The organism is Alloactinosynnema sp. L-07 (assembly GCF_900070365.1).
Classification (GTDB): domain Bacteria; phylum Actinomycetota; class Actinomycetes; order Mycobacteriales; family Pseudonocardiaceae; genus Actinokineospora.
On sequence record NZ_LN850107.1, the window covers coordinates 3,985,423 to 4,007,679 of the forward strand.

Below are 22,257 nucleotides of genomic sequence, written 5' to 3' on the forward strand. Positions count from 1 at the left end.
GCTGCTCAGGCTCGGGGTGCAGCTTGCTCTACCACCCAATTAACCAACTAAGCCTGGCCTCTGCCCCTGCCTGGTGGTGCTAGTAGTGATCGGATCTCCACGGCCGCTCGGATTCGTGCCTGCCAAGGTCGGGCCTTGAGTGCTCCCCGAACCAAAGTCACCTCGTCCCATGCCCTGCGGGCGGCGCTGTCGGCTGTTGGCATTCCTGACCACAGGGCCATGTCCAGTACCTGTGCCAGGCGTACCACTGGGAGTCGGGTTCGCTCGCCGGTGACGGCTCCTGCGGATTCGGCAAGATCGCGGGTCGTCATCCCCACCCGGTATGGGACGCCGTGGGCCCTCAGCCGGTCGCGGGCTTCCGCCCAAGCGCCGATTACTCCGTCCGCGCCGCCGAGGCGTCTGCGGTGGCGGGCGCGTGCGGCTTTTGCCAGTGGGACGCCGAGTAGCCAGGAGATCAGTACCGTCCCGATCGCTATCGCGCCGATCAGACCGGCCTGAGCCCAGGTGAGCCCTTGGCCGTCGGCCCCATTGTCCGGTTGCGGTGGCGGGGGTAGTTGGGGTGGGCGGAGTTCGTCTTCCTGGGGCAGTTGTTCCCTCGCCTGGGCGGCGACGCCTGCCAGGTCCGGTTGGGCGGGTCCGGCCTCGGTCGCCGAGCCGGTCGGGTCCAGGGGCACCCAGCCGACGCCTGCTACCGCGACCTCTGGCCAGGCCAGGACATCGCGGTTGTGCACCACGTAATCTGCGCCGGTCGGTCGTGCGGGGCCGCGATATCCGACCGCGAGCCGGGCCGGGATTCCGTTGAGGCGGGCCAAAACCACGTACGCGGCGGCGAATTGTTCGCTGGTGCCGCGTCGGGTCTTGGTCAGGAAGTGCCGCAGTTGGGGCCAGCCGTGCCCGGTCGGCAACGCCGCGCCGGTTTCGACCCGGTAGTTGGTGCTCAAGTACCGCTCCAGGACCAATGCCGACTGGAAGCTGGGGCGTAGGCCGAGCACAGACTTGCCCGCCAGTTCAGCGATGTCCGGTGGCACCTGCCCCAGCTCACCGAGCCCGCCACGCGCCGAGGTGTCGACCGCCGCGCCGCTGAGTGTCTCCGCGTCCGGGCGGGGGACCGACCAGCTCAGTCGGTAGCGCCGCTGGGTGTCGGCGGACTGGTCAAGCAGCAGGGTCCCGGTGCCCTGGTCCACCAGCGGCGCGAGGCCCTCAACGTCGGTCGGGATCGGCTGGCTCGGCAGCCACGGCGCGGGCAGCCCGCCCACCGACACCTCGGCCGACCGGACCGCACCACCAGGTGCACCGTCAAGCCGCACACCCAGCCTGCGCGGCGCGGCGTCGCTGGACCAGTTCGCGCCGTCGAACTTGTCCAGCACGATCAAGGTCCATCGGTCGACCGGCGCGTCGCTGCGGTAGCGGAACACCTCGGGCTCCGGGTCGGCGAGCCGCTGGGCGATCTCGTGCAGCGGGTTGCTGATCCGATTGCGCTGGAGCGGCGCGACGTGGCCGTCCTTGAGTTGGAACGGCTCCTGCCCGGCCGGATCGAACGCGCCGAGTGCCACCGCGCCGAGTCCGACCGCGACCACCGTCGGCAACGCCAACCACGCGGTCATCGCCGACACCCGCGCCGACCGCGGGCCCGGCCCAGTCGCCGCGGTGCCCGACCTGGCCGGGCCATGAGCCCAGAGCACAAGCCCAGCGGGAACGGCGAACGCGAGCGCGGCCGCCGCCGCGCCGAACCCGGGCAACGCGTGATAGGCCTGCGCCAACCCTGCGACGGCGAGACTCGGCAGCAGCGAGAGCAATGGCTTGCGCAGCCGCAACAACAGCTCGACGCCCAGCAGGCAGGCGACCATCACGGCGAGGGGAACGAAGAGCAGCAGGTCCGGGTCCGGGCGCGCGGGCCAGGTCGACTGGAGGGTGAGCTGCCAGCCGTCGGTGAGTCCGCGGACGATCCCGCGCACCGAGTCACCGGTCGGCAGCCCGGCGACGGTGGTGGAGAACAGCACAGCCTCGATCAGCGCGAGAACCGAGACGAACAGCAGGACCAGTGGTCGCAACGGTGTCAGGACTGGGAAGCGTTCGCACAGCTCGACCCCGGCATAGCAGACGATGACCACGACCAGCGTCGGAACCAGCACCGCGGGCAGCCCGAAGACCGGCGCGAAGAGCAGTCCGGCGATACCGGTGGCGGCCAGGAGACCAGCCACAGCAAGCCGATTCAGACCACCGCCGGTCGGCCGCCGGGACGCAGCAGTCCGATGTGGACCGGGCCCGCGCACGATCTGCCTGGCGGTACCCCCAGGCACCATAGTCCGATTGGCACCATCGGCAAGACCCTGCACAGGCCGCCCGGACACGGCGACCGTCGAACCGCTGTTGACCCGCATCATCCACCCGCCCGAAGCGCGTTCCAGCGGGCCAACGCGCCCAGTGCGTCCACCGCGGTGATCGAGTCGCCGGTGTGGTTGCCGGGGGCGCCCAGTCTGATCACGGTGTCCGGCTGCCACGCGCGCGCCGGGCCGAGGTCGACGCCCGTGCCGGTGATCACGACCAGGCTTCCGCCAGGCCGGGTGGCGGCGAGCGGACGCGGGACCAGACCCACATCGCCCGCGGCGTCCTGGCCGACCTGGCACAGCTCGTCCAGCAACAGCTTGGCCGCCCGCATCCCGCCGCCGACCGGGGTGTCGGTGCCGGACGGGGTGACGAGCCCGCAGTGCTGACCCGCGGTCGCCGCCGCGACCAGCAAAGACGCCGCGACCTCGACCGCCTCCTCGAACATCGTCGGTGTCATCGCGGTCGGGCGGTTGTCCAGGACAACGGTGAACCGGGGCTGCGCGGGGTCGGCGTACTCCCGGATCATCAGCTGCCCGGTCCGCGCGGTCGCCTTCCAATGCAGGTAACGCACTTCGTCGCCGACCACGTACTCGCGCACGGCCCGCAGATCCGCCGACCCGCGCAGCGGCGGGTCGGTGATCGGTCCGACGTGGTGGTGGCGCGGATGTCCGGCGACGGGGGCGCGCACGGCGTGCCTGCGCGGGTACACCCACAACGTCGTCGTACCGCCCGTGGTCACGCCGCTCCTGGCCAGCCCGAACGGGTCGAGCCGGTTCAGCACCAGCGGGCCCACCTGGAGCAAGCCACGCGTGTGGGTCGGCAGTTCGTAGTGGTAGACCGCTTCCGCGCCCGGAGCCAGCGGGCGGACATGGACCCGGTGTTCGGTGTCGCCCACCCGGTCGCCCGCCGCGCAGCCGTGCTGGCCGCCTGCGGTGGGGTTGCGCACCACCAACGTGGCGAGCGCGGGTCTGCCGCGCTCGATCCGGTCCGGGTGCACCGTCCGGCTGACCTCCACCCGGGGCAGCCGCATGGTGGCGGCGATCGCGACGACCACCACGGCGAACGCCACCCCGGCCAGTGAGCGGAACCAGGCATAGCCCGCTGCTTCGCCGACGACATAGCCGACGACGGCGGAGACGACCACGGCCCAGCCGCGTCGGGTCAATCGCACCGCTAACGCCTGGTCGCGGCCATCGGCGCGGCCGTGTCGGCGAGCAGTTCGTCGACCACTTGGGCCGCGGTGCCCTGATTCAACTCGGCGTCCGGGGTGAGCACGAGGCGGTGGCACAGCACGGGATGGGCCACATCCTTGATGTCGTCCGGGATCACGTAGTCCCGCCCGTAGGTCGCGGCCAGCGCCTGGGCCGCGCGGATCAGCGCGATGCTGCCGCGGGGGCTGGCACCGTAGCGGAGCATCGGGTGGGTCCGGCTGGCCGCGGCGAGCCGGACCGCGTACGAGCAGATCTCCGGCGCCAGGCGCGACCGGCGCACCTCCGCGATCACCTGCTCCACTGTCTGGATGTCCACCACCGGGCGCAGTTCGTCCGGGCTCACCCCGGCGCAGTCGGCGAGCACGACCCGCATCTCCGCGGCGTGGTCGGGATAGCCGACCGACAGCCGCATCAGGAACCGGTCCAGCTGCGCCTCGGGCAGCCGGTAGGTGCCTTCCATCTCGATCGGGTTCTGGGTGGCCACCACGAGGAACGGCCGCGGCACGTCGTGGCTGACCGAGTCGACGGTGACCCTGCGCTCGGCCATCACCTCCAGCAGCGCGGCCTGCGTCTTCGGGGTGCCGCGGTTGATCTCGTCGGCGAGCACGACGTTGGCGAAGATCCCGCCGGGGTGGAACTGGAAGCGCTCGGCGTTCTGGTGGTAGACCATCACGCCGGTGATGTCGCCCGGCAGCAGGTCAGGGGTGAACTGGATCCGGTTCCACCGCCCGCCGACGCTGGCCGCGATGCACCGGGCCAGCGTGGTCTTGCCGACGCCGGGCACGTCCTCGATCAGCAGGTGCCCCTCGGCGAAGAACGCCGCGACCGCGAGCCGGACGGTCTCAGGCTTGCCGCGCATCACCGTCTGCACGTTGTCGGCGATGAGGTCGTAGGCGACCCCGGGGGTGGGCGTCACGAGTCTGCACCCTTCTTTCGGCGTGTGATGGCGAGCGCGAGCGGAGCGAGGATGAGGAACCCGCCGCCGGTGCCCTGCGGGGTCGGCACATTGATCCACACGGCGGGGTTGCTCTGGCCCGCCGAGTTGATGGCGACGACTGTGACGTGGTGGTAGCCGGCAGGCCCAGGGACGACCCCGCGAACCGGGATGGTCGTCCTGCCGACGCACCTGGCGGTGGCCTTGAGCTCCGCGCCCGCGCCGATGCCGACCTGACAGGTCGTGCCGGGATCGCCGGTGGTGACGTCGACGGTGACGGCGATCGAGTCCGGTCCGGTCGTGGCCACGCCTGCGATCAGCACCACCGGCGGCGCGGGCGGCCTGGTGAGCGTCGCGGTGCCCGGCGCGCCGGTGACGGTCGGGGAGCCCGCGGGACCGAAGCGGGTGATCGCGCGCACCGTGACCGTCATGGGGCTGGTGAACTCGGTGTACTGGGTGACACCGGTCAGGATCTGCCGGTCGGCCTGGCCGGTCGCGGTGACCAGGTAGTGCACCAGGGTGCCGCCCGCGAGGTCGGCCTGGGTCCAGTTCACCGACGCGACCCCACCTGGGCTGATGCTCGCGGTCACGGTGGGAGCCGAGGCGGCGGCGCGCGGGGTCACCGCCCCCGCGCTGACACCGGGACCGGTGCCCGCCGAGTTACGGGCCGCGACCGTGATCACGTAGGAGGTGCCGTTGGTCAGGCCGCTCACGGTGGCACTGGTCGCCGAGCCGGGCGCGGTCGTCGAACCACCCGGCCAGGACAGCACGTACCCGGTCACCGGGGCACCGTTCGCCGCCGCCGCGGTCCAGGTCACCGCCGCCGATCCCGCCCCGGCCATGGCGTTGACCGCGCCAGGGGCGCCGGGCGGCGTCGCGGGCACTGTCGGCGGCGGCGCAGGCCGGGTCGTGGTGGTCCGGGGCGCAGGCGTCGTGGTCGCCTGCTTAGGACTTGGCTTGGTAGTGGGCTTCGCCGTCGTCGTGGTCGGCGCCGGGGTGCCGGTGTCCGACGGTGTCTGGGTCGGGGTCGACGGGGTGCTCGTCGGCGCCGTGGTCGAGGTGCCCGTGGGCTTGTCGCGCTCGGAGCCGGTGCTCGGCACATTGTCGCCGCCGACCGTGACCGTGCTGACCGAGCCGTTGTCGACGTCGACGACGAGCACGTGCGATCCGTCCGGGCCGTCGACGTAGATCCGCTTGTCCTCGCCGTGCGCCAGCCGCGGCGAACCACCCGACCCGGGAACCTTGGTGCTGCTCTTCTTCTTGCCATGGCCGTCGTAGGTGATCACCTCGTTGCGGGTCTCGTCGACGATCGCGATGGTCTTCGCGCTGGCCACCGGGCCCGCGTAGCGGCCGTCGGGCGGCAGGTCGATCGTCACCGGACGAGCCACCGGGCGATCCTTGGCCAGACCCGCGGTGTCGATCAGGTGCATCCGCTTGCGGTCCGGGTCGAACACGGCCAGCCGACCGCCCGCGTCGCTGTTGGCGACCTGCGCCGAGGCGGGCAGGTCGACCCCGACCGGCATGTTCGCACCGAATCCGTCCGCCCCGACCTCGTGCAGCGTGTCGGAGGTGGTATCCATCAGCACAGGCTTGTCGCCGACCATGGCCAGCGCCCCGCGATGGTCGGTGGCCATCTGCGCCGGGCAGGCCAGCCGCAGCACGTCGGCGGCGAGCTCGCACAGCGCGCCGGTGTCGGTCCGGTGCACCCACAGGGTTCCGTCGCTGGTCGCGACCGGAGTGCCGAGCGGCCCACCCGCCGGGATGATCGCGGGCGGCGTGCTGAGCCGCACGATCCGCCCGGCCGCGCGGTAGACCAGGTACGGGCCGCCCACGACCTCGACCGCCACCGGCCGCTCGTCGGCGGGCGGGGTGATCGCGTCCTCCACGGTCAGCGTCGCCTTGCCGAACACGGTGATCCGCGTCCGGCCGACGACGTAGCCGGAGTTCGGGCCCTGCACGACCTGGCTGCCGCGCTCGGCTCCCGGCACGCTCGCCTGCGCGTCGACCTGGTTGGTGGAGCCGTCGACGTGGAAGACCGACTGGAGTCCCCCGTTGTAGACCCAGTGGCCGACCTGGATGAACTGCAACGCGGGCGTCGGCGAAGTCTGCCCGGCGACCGCCACGCCGACCAGGCCCAGACACCCCGCGACCAGCAGCGCCACGGTGATCCGCGCGCGCGAGACGACACTGAGCCACATCGGTGAGTCGGCGTTGGGGCGGGACGAAGGCATGGTCACCGGCGATCCTGGTCAGTTGGCTGATTATGAACAGCGGTGTTCACCGTAACAGGATGGGGACCAGCCGTGAGCGGTTTCGCCGGTTCCTGCCATGAATCGCCCGTGTCATCGAAATCTCATCCTCCGCACGCACGCTGGACCCCGTGACCGAGCCCCGCGCAGCCACCCCCGACACCCCCCTCGGCACGCCGACGCCGGTACGCCTGCCCTCCTCGGGCGCGGCGATCAACCACCCGGCCATCGACCCGGCACACCATCCACAGGCAGCCATCCACCCGGCCATGGCTTCTGCCCACCAAGCCCACCCGACGCCCGGCCACCAACCCGCCGTCCACCAGCCCCACACGACCGCGCCCCCGCCCCGCCGACCCACCGCGACCGGCCCAGCCGATCAAGCCGACGCGACCGCAGGCCCAGCCCACCAAACCCACGCCGCCGCCTGCCTGCCCCACCCATCCCAGGCCACCATCGACATACCTCACCCATTCCAGGCCACCAGTCGGCCCCATCAAACCCATCCGACCATCGGCAGGCCATACCTCGACGCGACCACCGGCCAGACCCACCAACCCCCGGCGACCGCCAGCCCGCCCCACCCATCCCACGCGACCGTCGGCCCAGCCCATCAAGCCCACGCGACCACCGGCTTCCCCCATCAAGCCCAAGCGACCACCGGCCAGGCCCACCAAGCCCACCCGACCACCGGCCCGGCCCAAGCCCACGCGACCGCCGGCCTGCCCCACCCATCCCACGCGACCACCGGCCAGTCCCATCAAGCCCACGGGACCGTCGGCCTTACTCGGCAGCCGGTCATCGGTCAGGCGAGCGGCCACGGCCACGCCGCCCGTACCCACCAGGCCGCCGCCCGCGACGCCGCGTTCGCCGCCCCCACTACCGCGCCCCTCGGCGCACCCGCCGCCACGGGCGGGCAGCCTGCCTGGACCACCCCAGCCCCTCCAGCAGACACCAACCGCCCCACCCGCTCACCCGCCCCGCCCGACGCCGACCGCCCGAATCCGATTCGGCGACTCCTCGGCGAGATCACCGCTCTGCGGATCATGTGCTGGCAGCTCGTCCTCATCGCCGCGGTGCTGGTCGTCGGCGAACCCTGGTACGTGATCGCCGCCGTCGCGGTCGCCTCGCTGCTGGTCCTGGCTCTCACCGCGGTCCGCCGCCGCGGCCGGTGGCTGCACGAGTGGGTGATGGCGTGGTCGACCTACCTGGCCCGCCGCCGCGTCTGCGAGCTGTCCACCGACGCAGGCCCGGCACTCCTGCGCCATCTGTCCCCCGAGTCGACCGGGATCAACGCGACGGTCAACGGGGAGCCGGTGTTCATGGTCAGCCAGCCGACCGGGCTCACCGCCGTCCTGCTGCCGCGTTCCACGGCGCGGGATCTGACCAAGGCGATCCCTCCGCCGGAGGACCTGCTGCCACCCACCGACGAGCAGGCCCTCGCCTTCGCCGTGCGGGTGGTCCACCACGCGGGCGTCAAGCGGGACCGGCCACCGCGGGTCTGGATCGCGCTCCAAGCCCTGCGGACGGTCGACGCGCACCGCGACGCCGAGGTCACTCTGGCCCTGGGCAACGCGATCCGCCGCGCACACCGGCAGCTCCGCCGCGACGGGCTGCCCACGCGGACGCTCGCCGAGCCCGAGTTGCTCGGCACCCTCGCCGCCCTCTCCCACACCAACTCCGGCCGCGGCCAAGTCCAGGAACACTGGCACCACTGGCGCAGCGGCACGATCCGCCAGGCGACGTTCCGCCTGACCGGCTGGGCCGACCTGCCGCCCAACGTCGCGGGCCAGCTCCTGCGCTGGTTGCTCACCGCCGCCCCCGGGGCCGCCATCACGGTCGCCATCACCGCGACCCGCCCACCGGACCGAACCGACACCGTCGTCGAAGCCGCCCTTCGCGTGGCGACCATGGCCGTTCCCACGCTGACGAGCGCGACCCTCGAACTGACCCGCCTGGCCCGCGAACGCGGAATCACCCTGGAACGCCTGGACGGCCGACACACCACCGGGGTCGCGGCCACCCTTCCTCTTGGCGCCCTTTGACGATCACGGCCAGTCTGTCGGGCGATAGACCAGTGAACATCCGAGGGCTGGTCAACGCCGGCCGCCGACCCCACCGCGGTGCGCGGTCGTGGTCGGCGGCCGGATAGGACAGTCCGGTCAGCAGGTCCGCAGGATCCTGGCGACGATCGTGTCGTTGATCTTGTGCCAGCCGGAGCCGACACAGCGTTTCTCCTTCCCGATCAGCTTGTCGAACTCGACGTAGTACCGCTGCCCGCTGGGAACGTGGAAGCCGTCGATGTCACCCTTGCTCGTGCCGCCCGCCTTGAGCGTGACGATGTCCTTGTTCGCACAAGGACCGTTCGTCGAATGACACCACGATCGGGTGATTTTGACCGGGGTCTTGAGCTTGTTCGCCACCGTCCCATGTGGGCCCGCGGCCGCGGGCGGTGCGGCCTCGGCCTGGGTCGCGGAAGCGCTCGGCGCCATGCTCATCACGCTCATGGCGATGAAGGAAAGCAGTCGGATCGCGTTCATGGTCGGGTCCAATCTGTTTGGGTTGCTGCCGTGAACCGGCGTCACCAACGATGCGGGCGGGTACTTCGCTTGGATGATTTCCCGTATACGGGATGCCGCTGACCTGGCGACTTGACCTAACGTGGGTCTCTCACGACGAGAGGCACGGCGTGGGCAGACGTGGCGTTGAGCCGGTTCCGCACTCGGTGGCAAGTCAGCTGGAATACCGTCACAGCCTCAAGAACCTGATGGCGTGGGCCGGATACCGGACGCTCCAACAACTCCAGGCGGGCGCGGAGCGGCGCGGGGTGCCCATGCCATCGTCCACGGCGAACCGAGCGCTCAACGCGGACAAGCTGCCCACCGCCGATTTCGTCTGCCGGTTCGTGGCCGCGTGCGGCGGTGACGTCGCGCGCTGGATCGACGTGCGGGACCGGCTCGTCGACCGGCGGTACGCGGTGGACCAGCCGCCAACCACAGACGACGACCCAGCAGGCGAAGTCTGCCCATACCCCGGCTTGGCCCCGTTCCAGACCACGCAGGCGGAGTGGTACTTCGGCCGGGAGCGCGTGGTAGCCGATCTGGTCACGCGCCTCACCGAGCGGCTTGACGACCGGTCGCCGCTGTTCGTGGTCGGGCCATCGGGGGTGGGCAAGTCGTCGCTGCTCCGGGCGGGACTTGTCCCGGCACTTCAGCAAGGCCGGTTCCCCGGCTCCCGAACGTGGCGGCACCTGGTGATGACGCCGACCGCGCACCCAGTTCGGGAGTTGACGCGGCAAGTGGCCACGATGTTCGACACGGAGCAGGCCGACGTCGAGGATCGGCTGCGGCAGGCTCCCGACCGGCTGTGGCCCACCGACGAGACCGTGGTCGTGGTCGTCGACCAGTTCGAGGAGCTGTTCACCCACTGCGCCGACGAGGCGGAACGCGCGCTGTTCGTGTCCGCGCTGCGCTCCCCCGCCGTCGTCGTGCTGGCCCTGCGCGCCGACTTCTATGGACACTGCACGGCCTATCCGGAGTTCGTCTCGGCCCTGCGACGCGGTCATCTCCCGCTCGGCGCGATGAGTGCCGCCGAACTGCGGGCCGTGATCGAGAAGCCCGCGGCCGCGGTCGGCATGACGGTCGAGAACGGGTTGGCCGAGCTGATGCTGGCCGAGCTGGGCGCCGAGGACGTCCAGGACGGGCGGCGCTACGAGCCTGGTGCTCTCCCGCTGCTGTCGCACTCGCTGTTCGCGACCTGGCAACAACGTGACGGCAATGCCCTGACCCTGGCAGGCTATCGGCTCACCGGCGGCCTGCGCGGCGCTATCGCCGCCAGCGCCGAGAACGCCTTCCAACGGCTCGATGACCACAGCCAGGCGGCCGCCAAGCGGCTGCTGCTGCGAATGATCCAGATCGGCGACGGCACCGACGACACCCGGCTCGGCCCCGACCGGGCACGACTGGTCGGCGAGACCGACGACCCGACCGCGGACGAGTCGGTGCTGGAGGCCCTCGCCGGAGCCCGCCTGGTCACCTTGAGCGCGAACCGCGCGGAGATCGCCCACGACATCGTGCTGCGCGCGTGGCCGCGGCTGCGCGCCTGGATCGACGGCGACCGCACCAGGCTGCTGGTCCGCCAGCGAGTCGCCGACGCCGCGCGGCAATGGGACCGGGAGGGCCGCCACGACTCGGACCTCTACCGCCAACCGAGACTGGGCGCGTCCAGCCAGTGGGTGAACCCCTCCGACCCGGACTTGCTCCCCACTACGCGCGAGTTCCTCACCGAGTCCGTCCGGCGCGAACACAGTCAGCGCCGCGTCCGACGACGACGCGGGCTGCTCGCCGTCGGTCTCACGGTGGCGGTCGCGATCGCCGCCGCGGTGGCCGTCGAGTCCTATCAGGACGCATCCCGGCAACGCGACATCGCCGCGGCCCAGGTCGCCGCGTACGAGGCGATCGCCCTGCGGAGTGGCGACGCCGACCTGGCGGGTCAGGTCAGTCTCGCCGCGTTCCGCATGGCGCCCGTCGCCGAGACCCGGGGCAGCCTCATCAGCGGCCTGGTCACCCCGAACCCGACGCAGCTCTCCACGGGCAACGCGACAGACGCCGTTCGCTCTGTCGCGTTCAGCGCGGACGGCCGCGTCCTCGCCGCGAGCAAGGGCTCGGTCATCCTTCGGTTCGACGTCGCCGACCCACTGAACCCGAAGCGGCTGCCGAACCTTGAGGGACACGCCAAAACGGTGCGCTCACTCGCGTACCGCCCGGACAACCAGTGGATCGCCGCCACCGGCGAAGACGGCGCGGTGCTGCTCTGGGACCTCGCCACTCCGGCGGTCCCGATACCCGTCGCCAACCACGCGAACCAGGCCTACACGGTCGTGTTCGGCGATCGCGGGAACCTCCTGGCGTCCGCGAGCCTGGACACGACGACCCGCCTGTGGGACGTCCGCGACCCCCGAAACCCCAGCCTCCTCACCACGATCACCCACCCACACGCCGTCTTCGGCGTCGCGATCAGCCCCGACGGCCGCTTGCTCGCCACCGCCGGACAGAGCGACACCGTGCGCCTCTGGGACATCACCGAACCCCGCGAGCCGCGCCAGCTCAGCCACCTTGTCCGACACTCCGGCTACGTCAACACGGTCGGTTTCGCCCCGGACGGCCGAACCCTGGTGAGCACCGGCACCGACGCGACAGCCAGGCTCTGGGACATCACCGACCCGCGGCGACCGGTCCACTTGGCCGTGCTGACCGGGCACACGGCCCCCGTGCACGGGGCCGCCTTCAGCCCCGACGGCCACGCGCTGGTGACCACCAGCGTCGACGTCACCGCCCGGCTCTGGGACATCACCGACCCGGCCCGCCCCACGGTCGTCGCCGCCCCGCTCACCGGCCACACCGACAATGTCTACTCGGCGTCCTTCCATCCCGACGGGCACACCCTGGCCACGGGCAGCCACGACCGGACGGTCAAGACCTGGGAGACCGACGTCGAGCGCGTCGCCGCCCGCGTCTGCGCCCCGACCCGACCCCGGATGACGAGCCAGGACTGGGCCCAGTACTTCCCCGGCTACCACTTCACACCACCCTGCCCTTGACGCGTCAAAGTAAGGTGCATCTTTGCTCACACAGTTGGGCTGCCTGGAGCAGCCAAGGCTATCCGGACCTGAATGCCGTCGAGGATGGTGTCGAGACCGAACGCGAGCGCGTGCTCAGGACTCTGCGTCGCGTTGAAGTGAGCGCCGACCGTGCTGCCGACGCGGCCGGACAGGACAAGGTCCTCGTCGACCATGACCTGTTCGAGGACCGGCGCGACCACGCCCCACCACTCGGCGTCGGACATCCCGGAGTCGGCTTGGGTCCGGGAGGTGCTCCGGTGCGCGCGGGCCGCGCTGTCGACGTGACTCAGCACCAGGGTCAGCGCGGCGTCCATCTCGAGGTCGGACAAACCGATGCCGTCGAGCGGCCGTAGCTCGGTTTCGTACTTGCGGCTGAGGTTCGGCCCAAGGGTCGGCCGGGACGAGCGGATGTCGAACAGCCACGGGTGCCGTTCGTAGAGGTCCCAGTTCCGGGCGGCGACGAATTTCATCGCCTCCCGCCAACCACCGACCCGAGTCGCGGCCTCGACGTCGTTGTCATACAACTCGCCGTAGACCGAGTCGACCATGAGCGCGGTGAGGTCGTCCTTGCCAGGCACGTGCCGGTAGAGCGACATCGCGCCGACGCTCAGCTGGTCGGCCACCTTGCGCATCGAGACGGCGTCGAGCCCGTCGGCGTCGGCGATCTCGATGCCCGCGCGGACGATCGCGGACACCGTGAGGCCGGAGCGGCCCGGCTTGGGGTGATGGCCCCACAACAAGTAGAGGCTGTGCGCCAGGGCCGGGGAAGGTCGCGCCACTGCCGAGTTCTCCTCTTCTTGCGTCTTGCGTACACCGTACCGTACGGTTCCTGCGTACGCCGTACCGTACGGCGTAGCGCACAGGAAGGACCACATGCACGAGACCACCGTGCCGCTGCTGCCCTGCCGGTCCATCGACGAGATCGTCGAGTTCTACGAGATGCTGGGGTTCACCCGGACCTACTACCAGGTCCGCCCCAATCCGTACGTGTCGCTGTCCCGTGAGGGTCTCCGGCTGGACTTCTTCGGCATGCCGGACTTCAAGCCCGAGGACTCCTACGGCTCCTGCCTGGTGCTGGTGCCCGACACCGGCGCTCTGTTCCAGGCCTTCGCCGCGGGCATGCGCGCGGCCCACGGCAAGCTCCTGGTCGCCGGAATTCCCCGGATGACCCGCCCACGCAAGCGAAAGAACGCCGACAACCTGTCCGGCTTCACCGTCATCGACCCCGGCGGAAACTGGATCAGGATCCTCGCCGCCAAGGCCGAACCCGCCGACAAGGAACCACCCCAGACCAAACTCGCCGCCTCCCTCCGCAGCGCCGTGGTCATGGGCGACTCCCACGGCCACGACGAGCAGGCCGCCCGAATCCTGGACAACGCGATCCAGCGGGATCACGCGACCGCGGCACCGGTCGACCTACTGGAAGCCTTGGCCTACCGCGCCGAGCTCGCGGCACGAACCAACGACCCAACAGGCGCGCGCGGCTTTCTGGCCCAGGCAGCCGAGATCCCCCTCACCGACACCGAGCGGGCCGCACTCACCGACACACTCACCAGCCTGCGCGACCTCGCGGCCACCCTGCCTGCCGCCGACGAACCCGCACCCCGACTCGTTGGCGGCCTTTTGGGGCATCAGGACGCCCACCGCGGGTCAGACGTTTGAGAAGGTCAGACGATCCGCAGCAAACCCTCCTGCACGACCGTCGCCACCAGCGTGCCCGACTGCGTGAAGAACCGTCCCGTCGCGAGTCCACGCCCACCTGACGCGCTCGGGGAGACGCAGTCGTACAGGACCCACTCGTCCGCGCGGAATGGGCGGTGGAACCACATGGCGTGGTCGAGGCTCGCGCCCATGACGTTGTCGGTGCCCCAATAGACGCCGTGGCGGGCGAGTACCGAGTCGAGCAGGGTCATGTCCGAGGCGTAGGCCAGGACGCAGACGTGAAGCAGCGGGTCGTCGGGCAGGGTTCCGTCCGCGCGCATCCAGACCTGGTTGCTGGCCTCGCGGGGACCGGACTCGCGGGACAACCAGGGCGGTTCGGACACGTAGCGGATGTCGATCGGGCGGGGGCGGTCGGCGATGCGGCCGAACTTGGCCTTCAGCTCCGGGGTCATCAGGTCGCCGTGGGAGGGCAGGGCGTCCGGTGGGGGCACGTCGGGCATGTCCTCGGCGTGTTCGATGCCGTCCTCGATGATCTGGAAGGACGCCGACAGCGCGAAGATCGCCTTGCCGTGCTGAATCGCCACGACGCGGCGGGTGGTGAAGGAGCGGCCGTCGCGGATGCGGTCGACCTCGTAGACGATGGGGACGCTCGGGTCGCCGCCGCGGATGAAGTAGGCGTGCAGGGAGTGCACGCCGCGTTCCGGTGGGACGGTGCGGCCCGCCGCGACCAGTGCCTGGCCCGCGACCTGGCCGCCGAACACGCGGACCGGGGAATGGCTCGGGCTCACGCCGCGGAAGATGTTCTCCTCGATCTTCTCCAGATCGAGCAGCGCGACCAGCCGGTCGAGGACCTGCTGGCCGCGCGGAACACCATCCGAGGTGAGTGATTCAGCCATGCCGGTCAGTCCTTTCCCGACCGGCGGGAGAACTCAGGCGTGGTCCTCTTCGCCCAGCCGGTGCACTCGGATGAGGTTAGTCGAGCCGACCGTTCCCGGCGGGGAACCAGCGACGATGACCACAAGGTCACCGGGCTGGTAGCGGCCGATCGACAGCATCGAGATGTCGACCTGGCGCATCATCTCGTCGGTGGAGTCCACTCTGGGCACCAGGAAGGTCTCGGTGCCCCAGACCAGCGCGAGCTGGCTGCGCACGCTCGGCTCCGGGGTGAACGCGAGCAGCGGCAGCTTCGTGTGCAGCCGCGCGAGCCGCTTGACCGTGTCGCCGGACTGGGTGAAGGCGACCAGGGCCTTGGCGTTGAGGCGCTCGCCGATGTCGCGGGCGGCGTAGGAGATCACGCCGCGCTTGGTGCGGGGCACGTGTGAGAGCGGCGGGACGGCGTCGGGGGTCGTCTCGGTCTCGACGGCCTCGATGATGCGGACCATGGTGGCCACCGACTCGATCGGGTAGCGGCCGACGCTGGTCTCGCCGGAGAGCATCAGCGCGTCGGCGCCGTCGAGGACGGCGTTGGCCACGTCGGAGGCCTCGGCGCGGGTCGGCCGGGAGTTGTTGATCATCGAGTCGAGCATCTGCGTGGCCACGATGACCGGCTTGGCGTTCTCGCGGGCGATCTGGATCGCGCGCTTCTGCACCACCGGGACGTACTCCAGCGGCAGCTCGACGCCCAGGTCGCCGCGGGCGACCATGACGCCGTCGAAGGCGAGGACGATCGCTTCGAGGTTGTCGACCGCCTCGGGCTTCTCCAGCTTGGCGATGACCGGCAGGCGGCCGCGGCCGACGCGGTCCATCACCTGGTGGACCAGGTCGATATCGGCGGGCGAGCGGACGAACGACAGCGCGATGAAGTCGACGCCGAGGTGTAGCGCGAACTCCAGATCCTCGATGTCCTTCTCGGACATCGCGGGGACCGAGACGTCCATGCCGGGCAGCGACAGGCCCTTGTTGTTGCTGACCTGGCCGCCCTCGAACACCTCGCAGACCACGTCCTGGCCCTCGACGGCGGTGACCACGAGGCCGACCTTGCCGTCGTCGACGAGCAGCTTGTCGCCGACCTTGGCGTCCTTGGCGAGTCCTTTGTAGGTGGTGGAGACCCGGTCGTGGGTGCCCGCGACGTCCTCGACGGTGATCCGCACGACGTCGCCGGTGTTCCACTGGACCGGGCCGCTCGCGAACGTGCCGAGCCGGATCTTGGGGCCCTGCAGGTCGGCGAGCACGCCGACCGCGCGCCCGGCCTCGTCACTGGCGGCCCGGATGAGGTCGTAGATCTCTTTGTGGTCGCTGTGGTGGCCGTGGCTGAAGTTCATCCTCGCCACGTCCATACCCGCGGCCACCAGCTCCCGCAGCTTCTCCGGAGTGGAGGTGGCGGGGCCCATCGTACAAACGATCTTCGCGCGTCGGCTCACGTTTGTGGAGCTTAGCCCGCCCGACTGTACCGATCATGTGGTACCGGCGAGTAGCTTGCGTTTCGATTCAGATTGTTCTTCCAGCGGACATCTGGAGCTGCTTCTGAACGATTCAGTAATGGCGAGTCCGAACCGTCGCCGCAGGCGTCGTTCAGCTGGTGGAGACGCCGACGTGGTCGAAGGCCCACTCGTTGAACGGACGCAGCTGCCGCCAGGCCTTGCGGACCCGGGTGAGGCACTCGCGCTCGTGCAGGACGTCGTCGGGTTCCCACACGCGCACGGCGTAGACCGAGCGGTAGCGGAGCAGGTCGATGCGCGGGTGGTCCTTCGCGAAGCCGCGCGGGGTGGACTTGAGCTGCTCGCCGTGGATCTCCCAGCCCTGACGCTTGAGCGTGGCCAGGATGTCGCGGAGGCGGTCGCCGTGGATCTCCTCGGCGACGGCGGTGCGGAAGCGGGCGAGCTGGTCGGCGGCGAGGTTGAAGCAGCCGCCGCCGGTGCGCAGGCCCGCCGGGCTCACCTCGACGTAGTACGCGCCGCCGCCGCGGCCGGATTCGATGACGCCGCCACAGTTGGTCTTGTACGGGGTCTTGTCCTTGGCGAAGCGGACGTCACGGTAGGGGCGGAAGACCTTGGGCGCCCCGAAGTCGCCGCCGAACTCCTTCTCCAGTTCGGCCAGCAGCGCCTTCATCGGCGCGTGCACGTCGGACTCGTAGGTCGCCTTGTTGGCGTCCCAATAGGTCTTGGAGTTGTCGGCGACGAGCCCGTCGTAGAAGTCGATCGCGTACTCGCCGAACCCGTCGAACGACGGGCTCACACGCGTTCCTCTGGGGTCGAGTCGTGGCAGCGGCGCAGGCGGGCGACCGCGTCGGCGTCGACCTTGAACTCGACGTCGTCGATCGCGCCGATCGGGCGGACCGGGCGCAGGGCGTTGGTCGCGAAGGCGGCGCCGAAGTCGGACAGGTCGGCGGCGAAGACCGGCCGCACCTCGTAGTGCAGTCCGGCGCGGGTGAGGCCGCTCTGGATCAGGCCCATGGCGATCCCGGGCAACGCGGGGGCGCTCGGGAACACCACTGTGTCACCGTCGAGGAAGCAGATGTTCCACGTCGCGCCCTCGCACACCTCGTTGTCCGGGTTGACGAACAGCACGTCGTCGAACCCGGCCTTGCGGGCGAGCCTGCGGTGGTAGGTGGGGCCGAACACCCCGACGTGCTTGATCGTCGGCAGATCGCGCTGATAGGCAGCGGTGCGCACGCGCAGCGGCGGGCCGTCGTCGCCGGGCAGCGCGCCGACGGTGACCTCGACCTGGGGTTCGACATCGGCCTCTGGGGTGCGGCGGTCGAAGTCGGGGGCGAACACGGTCGCCTTGGCGTAGACAGGTTCGGCGTGTCCGTCGACCGCGCGCCGGATCTCGGCGCGCACGACGTCCTCGGCGATGCCCGCGCCGAACACGACCCAGGCGTCGCGGTCGAGTCGTTCGAGGTGGCGGGCCAGGCCGCGCACGCGCCCCTGCTCGACCCGCATCGCTGTGTAGTGGCCGTATCCGGCCCGCTGGTGATCATCTCGCGCGCTCATCGCCCGCAGTCTCGCATGCCGCGCACGGAACGCGGTCCCGTGGACCTAACCCACCAGACCGTGTCGCGCGGTCAACTCGCTCGCGTGCGGCCTGGGTGAATCGCTACCAGCCGAGCCTGCCAACCGCGGCGGTCAGCGCGGCGGTCGCCTCGGGGCACCAGTCGACCTTGTCGGAGGCCACCGCGCGCAGGTCGATCCCGACACCGTCGATGTCGACCCGCACGTCACAGGTGTATTCCAGCTCCTCGACGACCCCGCCCTGCCGGGTGCCGACCGGGACCTGCCGCTTGAACTCGGGCACGTCGCCGGTGGCGAACGACAGCCAGACGCCGCGGAACTCGCCGTCGCCCCAGGCACAGCCGATGTGCCCGTCGGCGTTGTCGCGCCGCGGGTCGGGCGCGGTGTCCTTGAGGATCGGCGCGAGATCCGGCCCGGTGAGCAGCGCGCACGGGTCTACCTCGGCCAGGCTGCGACTGGGGCCCGGCGGAGTCGAGGTCGAGGTCGGTGTCCCACTCGAAGGCGGGGCGGCGGTCGGGGCGGGGCTGGAACACCCGGTGAGCGCGAGGAACGCCAGGACCAGGAACGCGGCTGTCTTCACGCCCCCGATCCTGGCGGACATTCGATCAACGCGCCCACGGCGGGGTGTCGACCGCGGTGCCGTCGGCCATCTTCGGGGTGAAGCCCGCGCGGATCGCGATGTAGGCCGTGGCGGGCTCCGACCCGGCGTTGCGCACCGCGATCGGGTCCCCGGCCAGGACGACCACGGCGTCCCCCGCCGACAGTTCCTCGCCGTCCGGGGTGACCCGGAGCGCGCCCGCGGTGACCATGAAGACCTCGTCCTCGTCGAGCGTGTGCGGCGCGGAGTCGACACCGGGCGCGACCGAGATGCGCCAGGTGCACAGGCCGCCAGAGCCGCGACTGGGCGCGGCCAGGCCGGTGAACTCGATACCGGGCAGTTCGAAGCGTGGTGCGTCCGCGGCCTTGATGACGGCCATGGGTTTCCTCCAGATAGACAAGTCAGCTTGACCAAGTTTGCTTGTCTATAGTTGCCGACATGGCCACCGACGCGCAACCCATCGACCTCGGCATCCTGCTCGCGCTCGGCTGGCAGGAGTTCGTCCGCGAACTGCGTGCCGCGCTGGACGAGCAGGGGTTCACCGACCAGGGCCGCTCGGACGGCTATGTGCTGCGCGCCCTCAGCGCGGCACCGATGACCGTCAGCGACCTCGCCGTCCGGCTGGAGATCACCAAGCAGGGCGCGGGGCAGATCGTCGACGACATGGAAGCGCGCGGCTACGTCGAGCGGCGGCCCGATCCGTCCGACAAGCGCGCGCGACTGCTGCACCTGTCCGCGCACGGCCAAGCCGCGTTGGCCGCGGCTCGCGAGTTCCACCGCCGCTACGAGAAGCGACTGGTCCGCGAGCACGGCGCCGCAGCCGTCCGAGGTCTGCGGGACCTGCTCACCGCGATGGCCGGACCCGCGGCCACCCCCGACCCCCGACTTCGGGCGCTCTACACCTGAATTACGACACTGTTTCGATTTTGTTAGCCCAGGGAACAGCCCGCGCAGTCCTCGGGAACAAGATTCTTTGACACCGAAGTGCGACACGGGTCACTGTCGGCAAAGGAAGCTACTCCTCAGTAGCTTTGACCGATGTCTCCGGGAGTTCACCGTGACGTTTCGATTGACCCGCCGCATCGGCGTGGCGACAGCCGCGGCCGCCATGGCGATCGCGGGCGTGGCCGCCATCCCGTCCGCCCAGGCCGCCGAGGCCGTGCCGTTCTACTCGACGCCCGCGACCCTGCCTGGGGCCAACGGCGACATCGTGCGCAGCGAGCCGTCGATCTTCTACCTGGACCCGATCAAGCTGATCAAGATCGACGCGAACGTCCAGCGGATCATGTATCGGACGACCGACCGGCTCGGCAAGGCGATCGCGGTCACCGGCACGGTGATCGTCCCCAAGTCGCCGTGGGTCGGCATCGGCCAGCGGCCGATTGTCGGCTACGCGGCGGGCACCCAGGGCGTCGGCGACCACTGCGCGCCGTCACGGCAGTTGACCGTCGGCACCGAATACGAGGGCCCCTTCGTCTCCGGCCTGATCGCGCGCGGCTACGCGGTCGCGATGACCGACTACCAGGGCCTGGGCACCGACGGCGACCACACGTACATGAACCGGATCGTGCAGGGCACCGCCGTCCTGGACTCGATCCGCGCCGCCCAGCGGCTGCCCGGGACCGGCCTGCCCACCGGCGGCCCGGTCGCGATCCACGGCTACTCCCAGGGCGGCGGCGCCGCGGCCGCCGCCGCCGAGCTCGCCCCGACCTACGCCCCGGAACTCAAGCTCAAGGGCGTCTCCGCGGGCGCCGTCCCCGCCGACCTGTTCGACGTGGCGAAGAACCTCGACGGCGGCCTGTACGCGGCGTTCCTGGGCTACGCGACGGTCGGGCTCACCTCGGGCTACGGCTACGACCCGACTCCCCTGCTCAACGCCACGGGCGCCAAGTTCTTCAACGAGGTCAAGGAGCACTGCACCCTCCAGGCCCTGCCCCGGTTCGCGTTTCAGAAGTCGGCGTCGCTCACGGCGGACGGCAAGTCGATCCCGGAGGTGTTGAACTCCAACCAGCAGCTCAGCAACATGGTGGCCGAGCAGCGGATCGGCAAGGTCAAGCCGACCGTGCCCATCCTGATCTCGCACTCCGCGCTCGACGACGCCATCCCGTACGCCACCGGCAAGCAGCTCGCGCGGGACTGGTGCGCCAAGGGCGCCGACGTCCGGTTCGCCCCGAACCTCGGCCCGACCCACGTCGGCGGCGCGATCGCGAGCTACCCCGGCGCGTTCGCCTGGCTGGAGGCCCGGTTCGCCGGACTCCCCACGATCTCCAACTGCTGGGTGGTGCCCTTCCTTTAGGCCGTACTACCGCACGGTTACGGCCGAATGGACCACTTCCTTAGTACGGGGAACAGCGGCGACAGTGCGGCTGAACAACGTTCGTTGACTTGATATTGCGATCCACGTCACTGTCTGAACACGAAGTTACCGCTCGGTAGCGCGTCCCGACGTTTCCGGGAGTTCACTGTGACGTTTCGTTTGACCCGTCGTATCGGTGTGGCGGCATCCGTGGCAGCGCTGGCTGTCGCGGGTGTCGTCGCCGCTCCGGCACTCTCCGCCGAGGAAGCCCCGTCGTTCTACTCGACGCCCGCGACCCTGCCCGCGGCCAACGGCGACATCATCCGCAGCGAGTCGTCGATCTTCTACCTGGACCCGATCCAGCTGATCAAGATCGACGCCAACGTGCAGCGGATCATGTACCGCACGACTGACCGCGTGGGGACGCCGATCGCGGTCACCGGCACAGTGATCGTCCCCAAGGCCCCGTGGATCGGCGTCGGCCAGCGGCCGATCGTCGCCTACGCGGCGGGCACCCAGGGACTGGCCGACGACTGCGCGCCGTCGCGGCAGATGAGCGTCGGATCGGAGTACGAGGGCCCCTTCGTCTCCGGACTGATCGCCCGCGGCTACGCCGTGACGATCACCGACTACCAGGGCCTTGGCACCGAGGGTGACCACACCTACATGAACCGGGTCGTGCAGGGCCGGGCGGTCCTGGACTCGATCCGCGCCGCGCAGCGACTGCCCGGAACCGGTCTGGCCACGGGCGGCCCGGTCGCCATCCACGGTTACTCCCAGGGCGGCGGCTCCGCCGCGTCAGCCGCCGAACTCCACCCCACCTACGCCCCGGAACTCAAACTCAAGGGCGTGTCCGCCGGAGCCGTCCCCGCCAACCTGTTCTCGGTGGCGGACAACCTCGACGGCGGCCTCTACATGGCGTTCCTCGGCTACGCGATGGTCGGGCAGTCCGCGGGCTACGGCATCGATATCACTCCGCTGCTCAACGCCGAGGGCCAGAAGTTCATGAACGACGTCAAGGTGCCGTGCACGCTCGGGGCCATCCCGCAGTTCGCGTTCAAGCAGTCGACGTCGCTCACCGCGGACGGCAAGTCGATCACGTCGCTGCTGAACACCAACGCACAGCTGAAGAACATCATCACCGAGCAGCGGATCGGCAACCTCAAGCCGACCGTGCCCGTCCTGATCTCGCACTCGGTGCTCGACGACGCCATCCCGTACTCCAACGGCAAGCAGCTCGCGCTCGACTGGTGCGGCAAGGGCGTCGATGTCCGGTTCGCCCCGAACCTCGGCCCGACCCACGCGGGCGGCGCGATCGCCGGTTACCCCGGCACGTTCGCCTGGCTGGAAGCCCGGTTCGCCGGACTCCCCACGATCTCCAACTGCTGGGCGGTCCCGATCCTCTAGTG

Annotated in this window: 18 protein-coding genes; 6 read left to right on the forward strand and 12 right to left on the reverse strand. The window is 70.5% G+C overall.

What is annotated here, in order from left to right:
* Positions 1–47: 47 nt before the first annotated feature.
* From BN1701_RS17625 to BN1701_RS17640, 4 genes are all read right to left on the reverse strand, one after another.
* Complete coding sequence (locus tag BN1701_RS17625; RefSeq protein ID WP_231949631.1) at positions 48–2,201, reverse strand: transglutaminase domain-containing protein; 2,154 nt, start codon at positions 2,199–2,201, stop codon at positions 48–50.
* 179 nt (positions 2,202–2,380) lie between these two features.
* Positions 2,381–3,499 carry a DUF58 domain-containing protein gene (locus BN1701_RS17630; protein ID WP_054050239.1) on the reverse strand — a complete coding sequence of 373 codons (1,119 nt, stop codon included), beginning with the start codon at positions 3,497–3,499 and terminating at the stop codon, positions 2,381–2,383.
* Between the two features lie 2 nt (positions 3,500–3,501).
* Positions 3,502–4,455 carry a MoxR family ATPase gene (locus BN1701_RS17635; RefSeq protein ID WP_054050241.1) on the reverse strand — a complete coding sequence of 318 codons (954 nt, stop codon included), beginning with the start codon at positions 4,453–4,455 and terminating at the stop codon, positions 3,502–3,504.
* Positions 4,452–6,704, reverse strand: coding sequence for a fibronectin type III domain-containing protein (locus BN1701_RS17640; protein WP_157368453.1), 2,253 nt, complete (start codon positions 6,702–6,704; stop codon positions 4,452–4,454). The genes BN1701_RS17635 and BN1701_RS17640 overlap by 4 nt, the downstream gene beginning before the upstream one ends.
* Before the next feature lie 149 nt (positions 6,705–6,853).
* Between BN1701_RS17640 and BN1701_RS17645 the strand changes: the two genes are divergently transcribed.
* A complete protein-coding gene (locus BN1701_RS17645; protein ID WP_231949632.1) occupies positions 6,854–8,767 on the forward strand; it encodes a type VII secretion protein EccE in 1,914 nt (637 codons plus the stop codon).
* A 117-nt stretch (positions 8,768–8,884) separates the two neighbouring features.
* Here BN1701_RS17645 and BN1701_RS17650 read toward each other — a convergent pair whose 3' ends face one another.
* The gene (locus tag BN1701_RS17650; protein ID WP_157368046.1) at positions 8,885–9,262 is read right to left on the reverse strand and encodes a hypothetical protein; all 378 of its coding nucleotides are present in this window, start codon (positions 9,260–9,262) and stop codon (positions 8,885–8,887) included.
* 185 nt (positions 9,263–9,447) lie between these two features.
* Here BN1701_RS17650 and BN1701_RS17655 point away from each other — a divergent pair, with 185 nt between their 5' ends.
* Positions 9,448–12,321: a WD40 repeat domain-containing protein gene (locus BN1701_RS17655; RefSeq protein WP_172803273.1), complete on the forward strand. Its 2,874-nt coding sequence runs from the start codon at positions 9,448–9,450 to the stop codon at positions 12,319–12,321.
* A 26-nt stretch (positions 12,322–12,347) separates the two neighbouring features.
* Here the strand turns inward: BN1701_RS17655 and BN1701_RS17660 are convergent, their stop codons facing one another.
* A complete protein-coding gene (locus tag BN1701_RS17660; protein WP_054050249.1) occupies positions 12,348–13,121 on the reverse strand; it encodes a TetR/AcrR family transcriptional regulator in 774 nt (257 codons plus the stop codon).
* A 94-nt stretch (positions 13,122–13,215) separates the two neighbouring features.
* On the opposite strand from BN1701_RS17660, the gene BN1701_RS37365 reads away from it, so the two are divergent.
* Positions 13,216–14,004 carry a hypothetical protein gene (locus BN1701_RS37365; RefSeq protein WP_054050251.1) on the forward strand — a complete coding sequence of 263 codons (789 nt, stop codon included), beginning with the start codon at positions 13,216–13,218 and terminating at the stop codon, positions 14,002–14,004.
* 5 nt (positions 14,005–14,009) lie between these two features.
* On the opposite strand, the gene tesB is transcribed toward BN1701_RS37365, so the two are convergent.
* From tesB to BN1701_RS17695, 6 genes are all read right to left on the reverse strand, one after another.
* Entirely contained in the window at positions 14,010–14,900 is an 891-nt protein-coding gene (tesB, locus tag BN1701_RS17670; protein ID WP_054050252.1) for an acyl-CoA thioesterase II, read from the reverse strand.
* Positions 14,901–14,933: 33 nt separating this feature from the next.
* Positions 14,934–16,364 carry a pyruvate kinase gene (gene pyk / locus BN1701_RS17675; protein ID WP_054050255.1) on the reverse strand — a complete coding sequence of 477 codons (1,431 nt, stop codon included), beginning with the start codon at positions 16,362–16,364 and terminating at the stop codon, positions 14,934–14,936.
* A gap of 151 nt (positions 16,365–16,515) precedes the next feature.
* Positions 16,516–17,178 (reverse strand): DUF2461 domain-containing protein, encoded by a 663-nt coding sequence (locus tag BN1701_RS17680; protein ID WP_054050257.1) that lies wholly within the window; start codon positions 17,176–17,178, stop codon positions 16,516–16,518.
* Positions 17,175–17,936, reverse strand: coding sequence for an aminotransferase class IV (locus BN1701_RS17685; RefSeq protein ID WP_067520774.1), 762 nt, complete (start codon positions 17,934–17,936; stop codon positions 17,175–17,177). The genes BN1701_RS17680 and BN1701_RS17685 overlap by 4 nt, the downstream gene beginning before the upstream one ends.
* Before the next feature lie 103 nt (positions 17,937–18,039).
* Complete coding sequence (locus tag BN1701_RS17690) at positions 18,040–18,534, reverse strand: DUF3558 family protein (protein WP_172803274.1); 495 nt, start codon at positions 18,532–18,534, stop codon at positions 18,040–18,042.
* Positions 18,535–18,559: 25 nt separating this feature from the next.
* Complete coding sequence (locus BN1701_RS17695; RefSeq protein ID WP_054050263.1) at positions 18,560–18,931, reverse strand: cupin domain-containing protein; 372 nt, start codon at positions 18,929–18,931, stop codon at positions 18,560–18,562.
* A 59-nt stretch (positions 18,932–18,990) separates the two neighbouring features.
* On the opposite strand from BN1701_RS17695, the gene BN1701_RS17700 reads away from it, so the two are divergent.
* From BN1701_RS17700 to BN1701_RS17710, 3 genes are all read left to right on the forward strand, one after another.
* A complete protein-coding gene (locus BN1701_RS17700; RefSeq protein ID WP_067520777.1) occupies positions 18,991–19,458 on the forward strand; it encodes a MarR family winged helix-turn-helix transcriptional regulator in 468 nt (155 codons plus the stop codon).
* Between the two features lie 151 nt (positions 19,459–19,609).
* Entirely contained in the window at positions 19,610–20,848 is a 1,239-nt protein-coding gene (locus BN1701_RS17705; RefSeq protein WP_231949633.1) for a lipase family protein, read from the forward strand.
* Positions 20,849–21,058: 210 nt separating this feature from the next.
* Entirely contained in the window at positions 21,059–22,255 is a 1,197-nt protein-coding gene (locus BN1701_RS17710) for a lipase family protein (RefSeq protein WP_231949634.1), read from the forward strand.
* Positions 22,256–22,257 lie beyond the last annotated feature (2 nt).

Bases quoted from the DNA above. Each gene is read 5' to 3' on its own strand.
- BN1701_RS17640 (WP_157368453.1), bottom strand. From the start codon at position 6,704: ATGCCTTCGTCCCGCCCCAACGCCGACTCACCGATGTGGCTCAGTGTC.
- tesB (WP_054050252.1), bottom strand. From the start codon at position 14,900: ATGGCTGAATCACTCACCTCGGATGGTGTTCCGCGCGGCCAGCAGGTC.
- BN1701_RS17650 (WP_157368046.1), bottom strand. From the start codon at position 9,262: ATGAACGCGATCCGACTGCTTTCCTTCATCGCCATGAGCGTGATGAGC.
- BN1701_RS37365 (WP_054050251.1), top strand. From the start codon at position 13,216: ATGCACGAGACCACCGTGCCGCTGCTGCCCTGCCGGTCCATCGACGAG.
- BN1701_RS17695 (WP_054050263.1), bottom strand. From the start codon at position 18,931: ATGGCCGTCATCAAGGCCGCGGACGCACCACGCTTCGAACTGCCCGGT.
- BN1701_RS17685 (WP_067520774.1), bottom strand. From the start codon at position 17,936: ATGAGCGCGCGAGATGATCACCAGCGGGCCGGATACGGCCACTACACA.
- BN1701_RS17700 (WP_067520777.1), top strand. From the start codon at position 18,991: ATGGCCACCGACGCGCAACCCATCGACCTCGGCATCCTGCTCGCGCTC.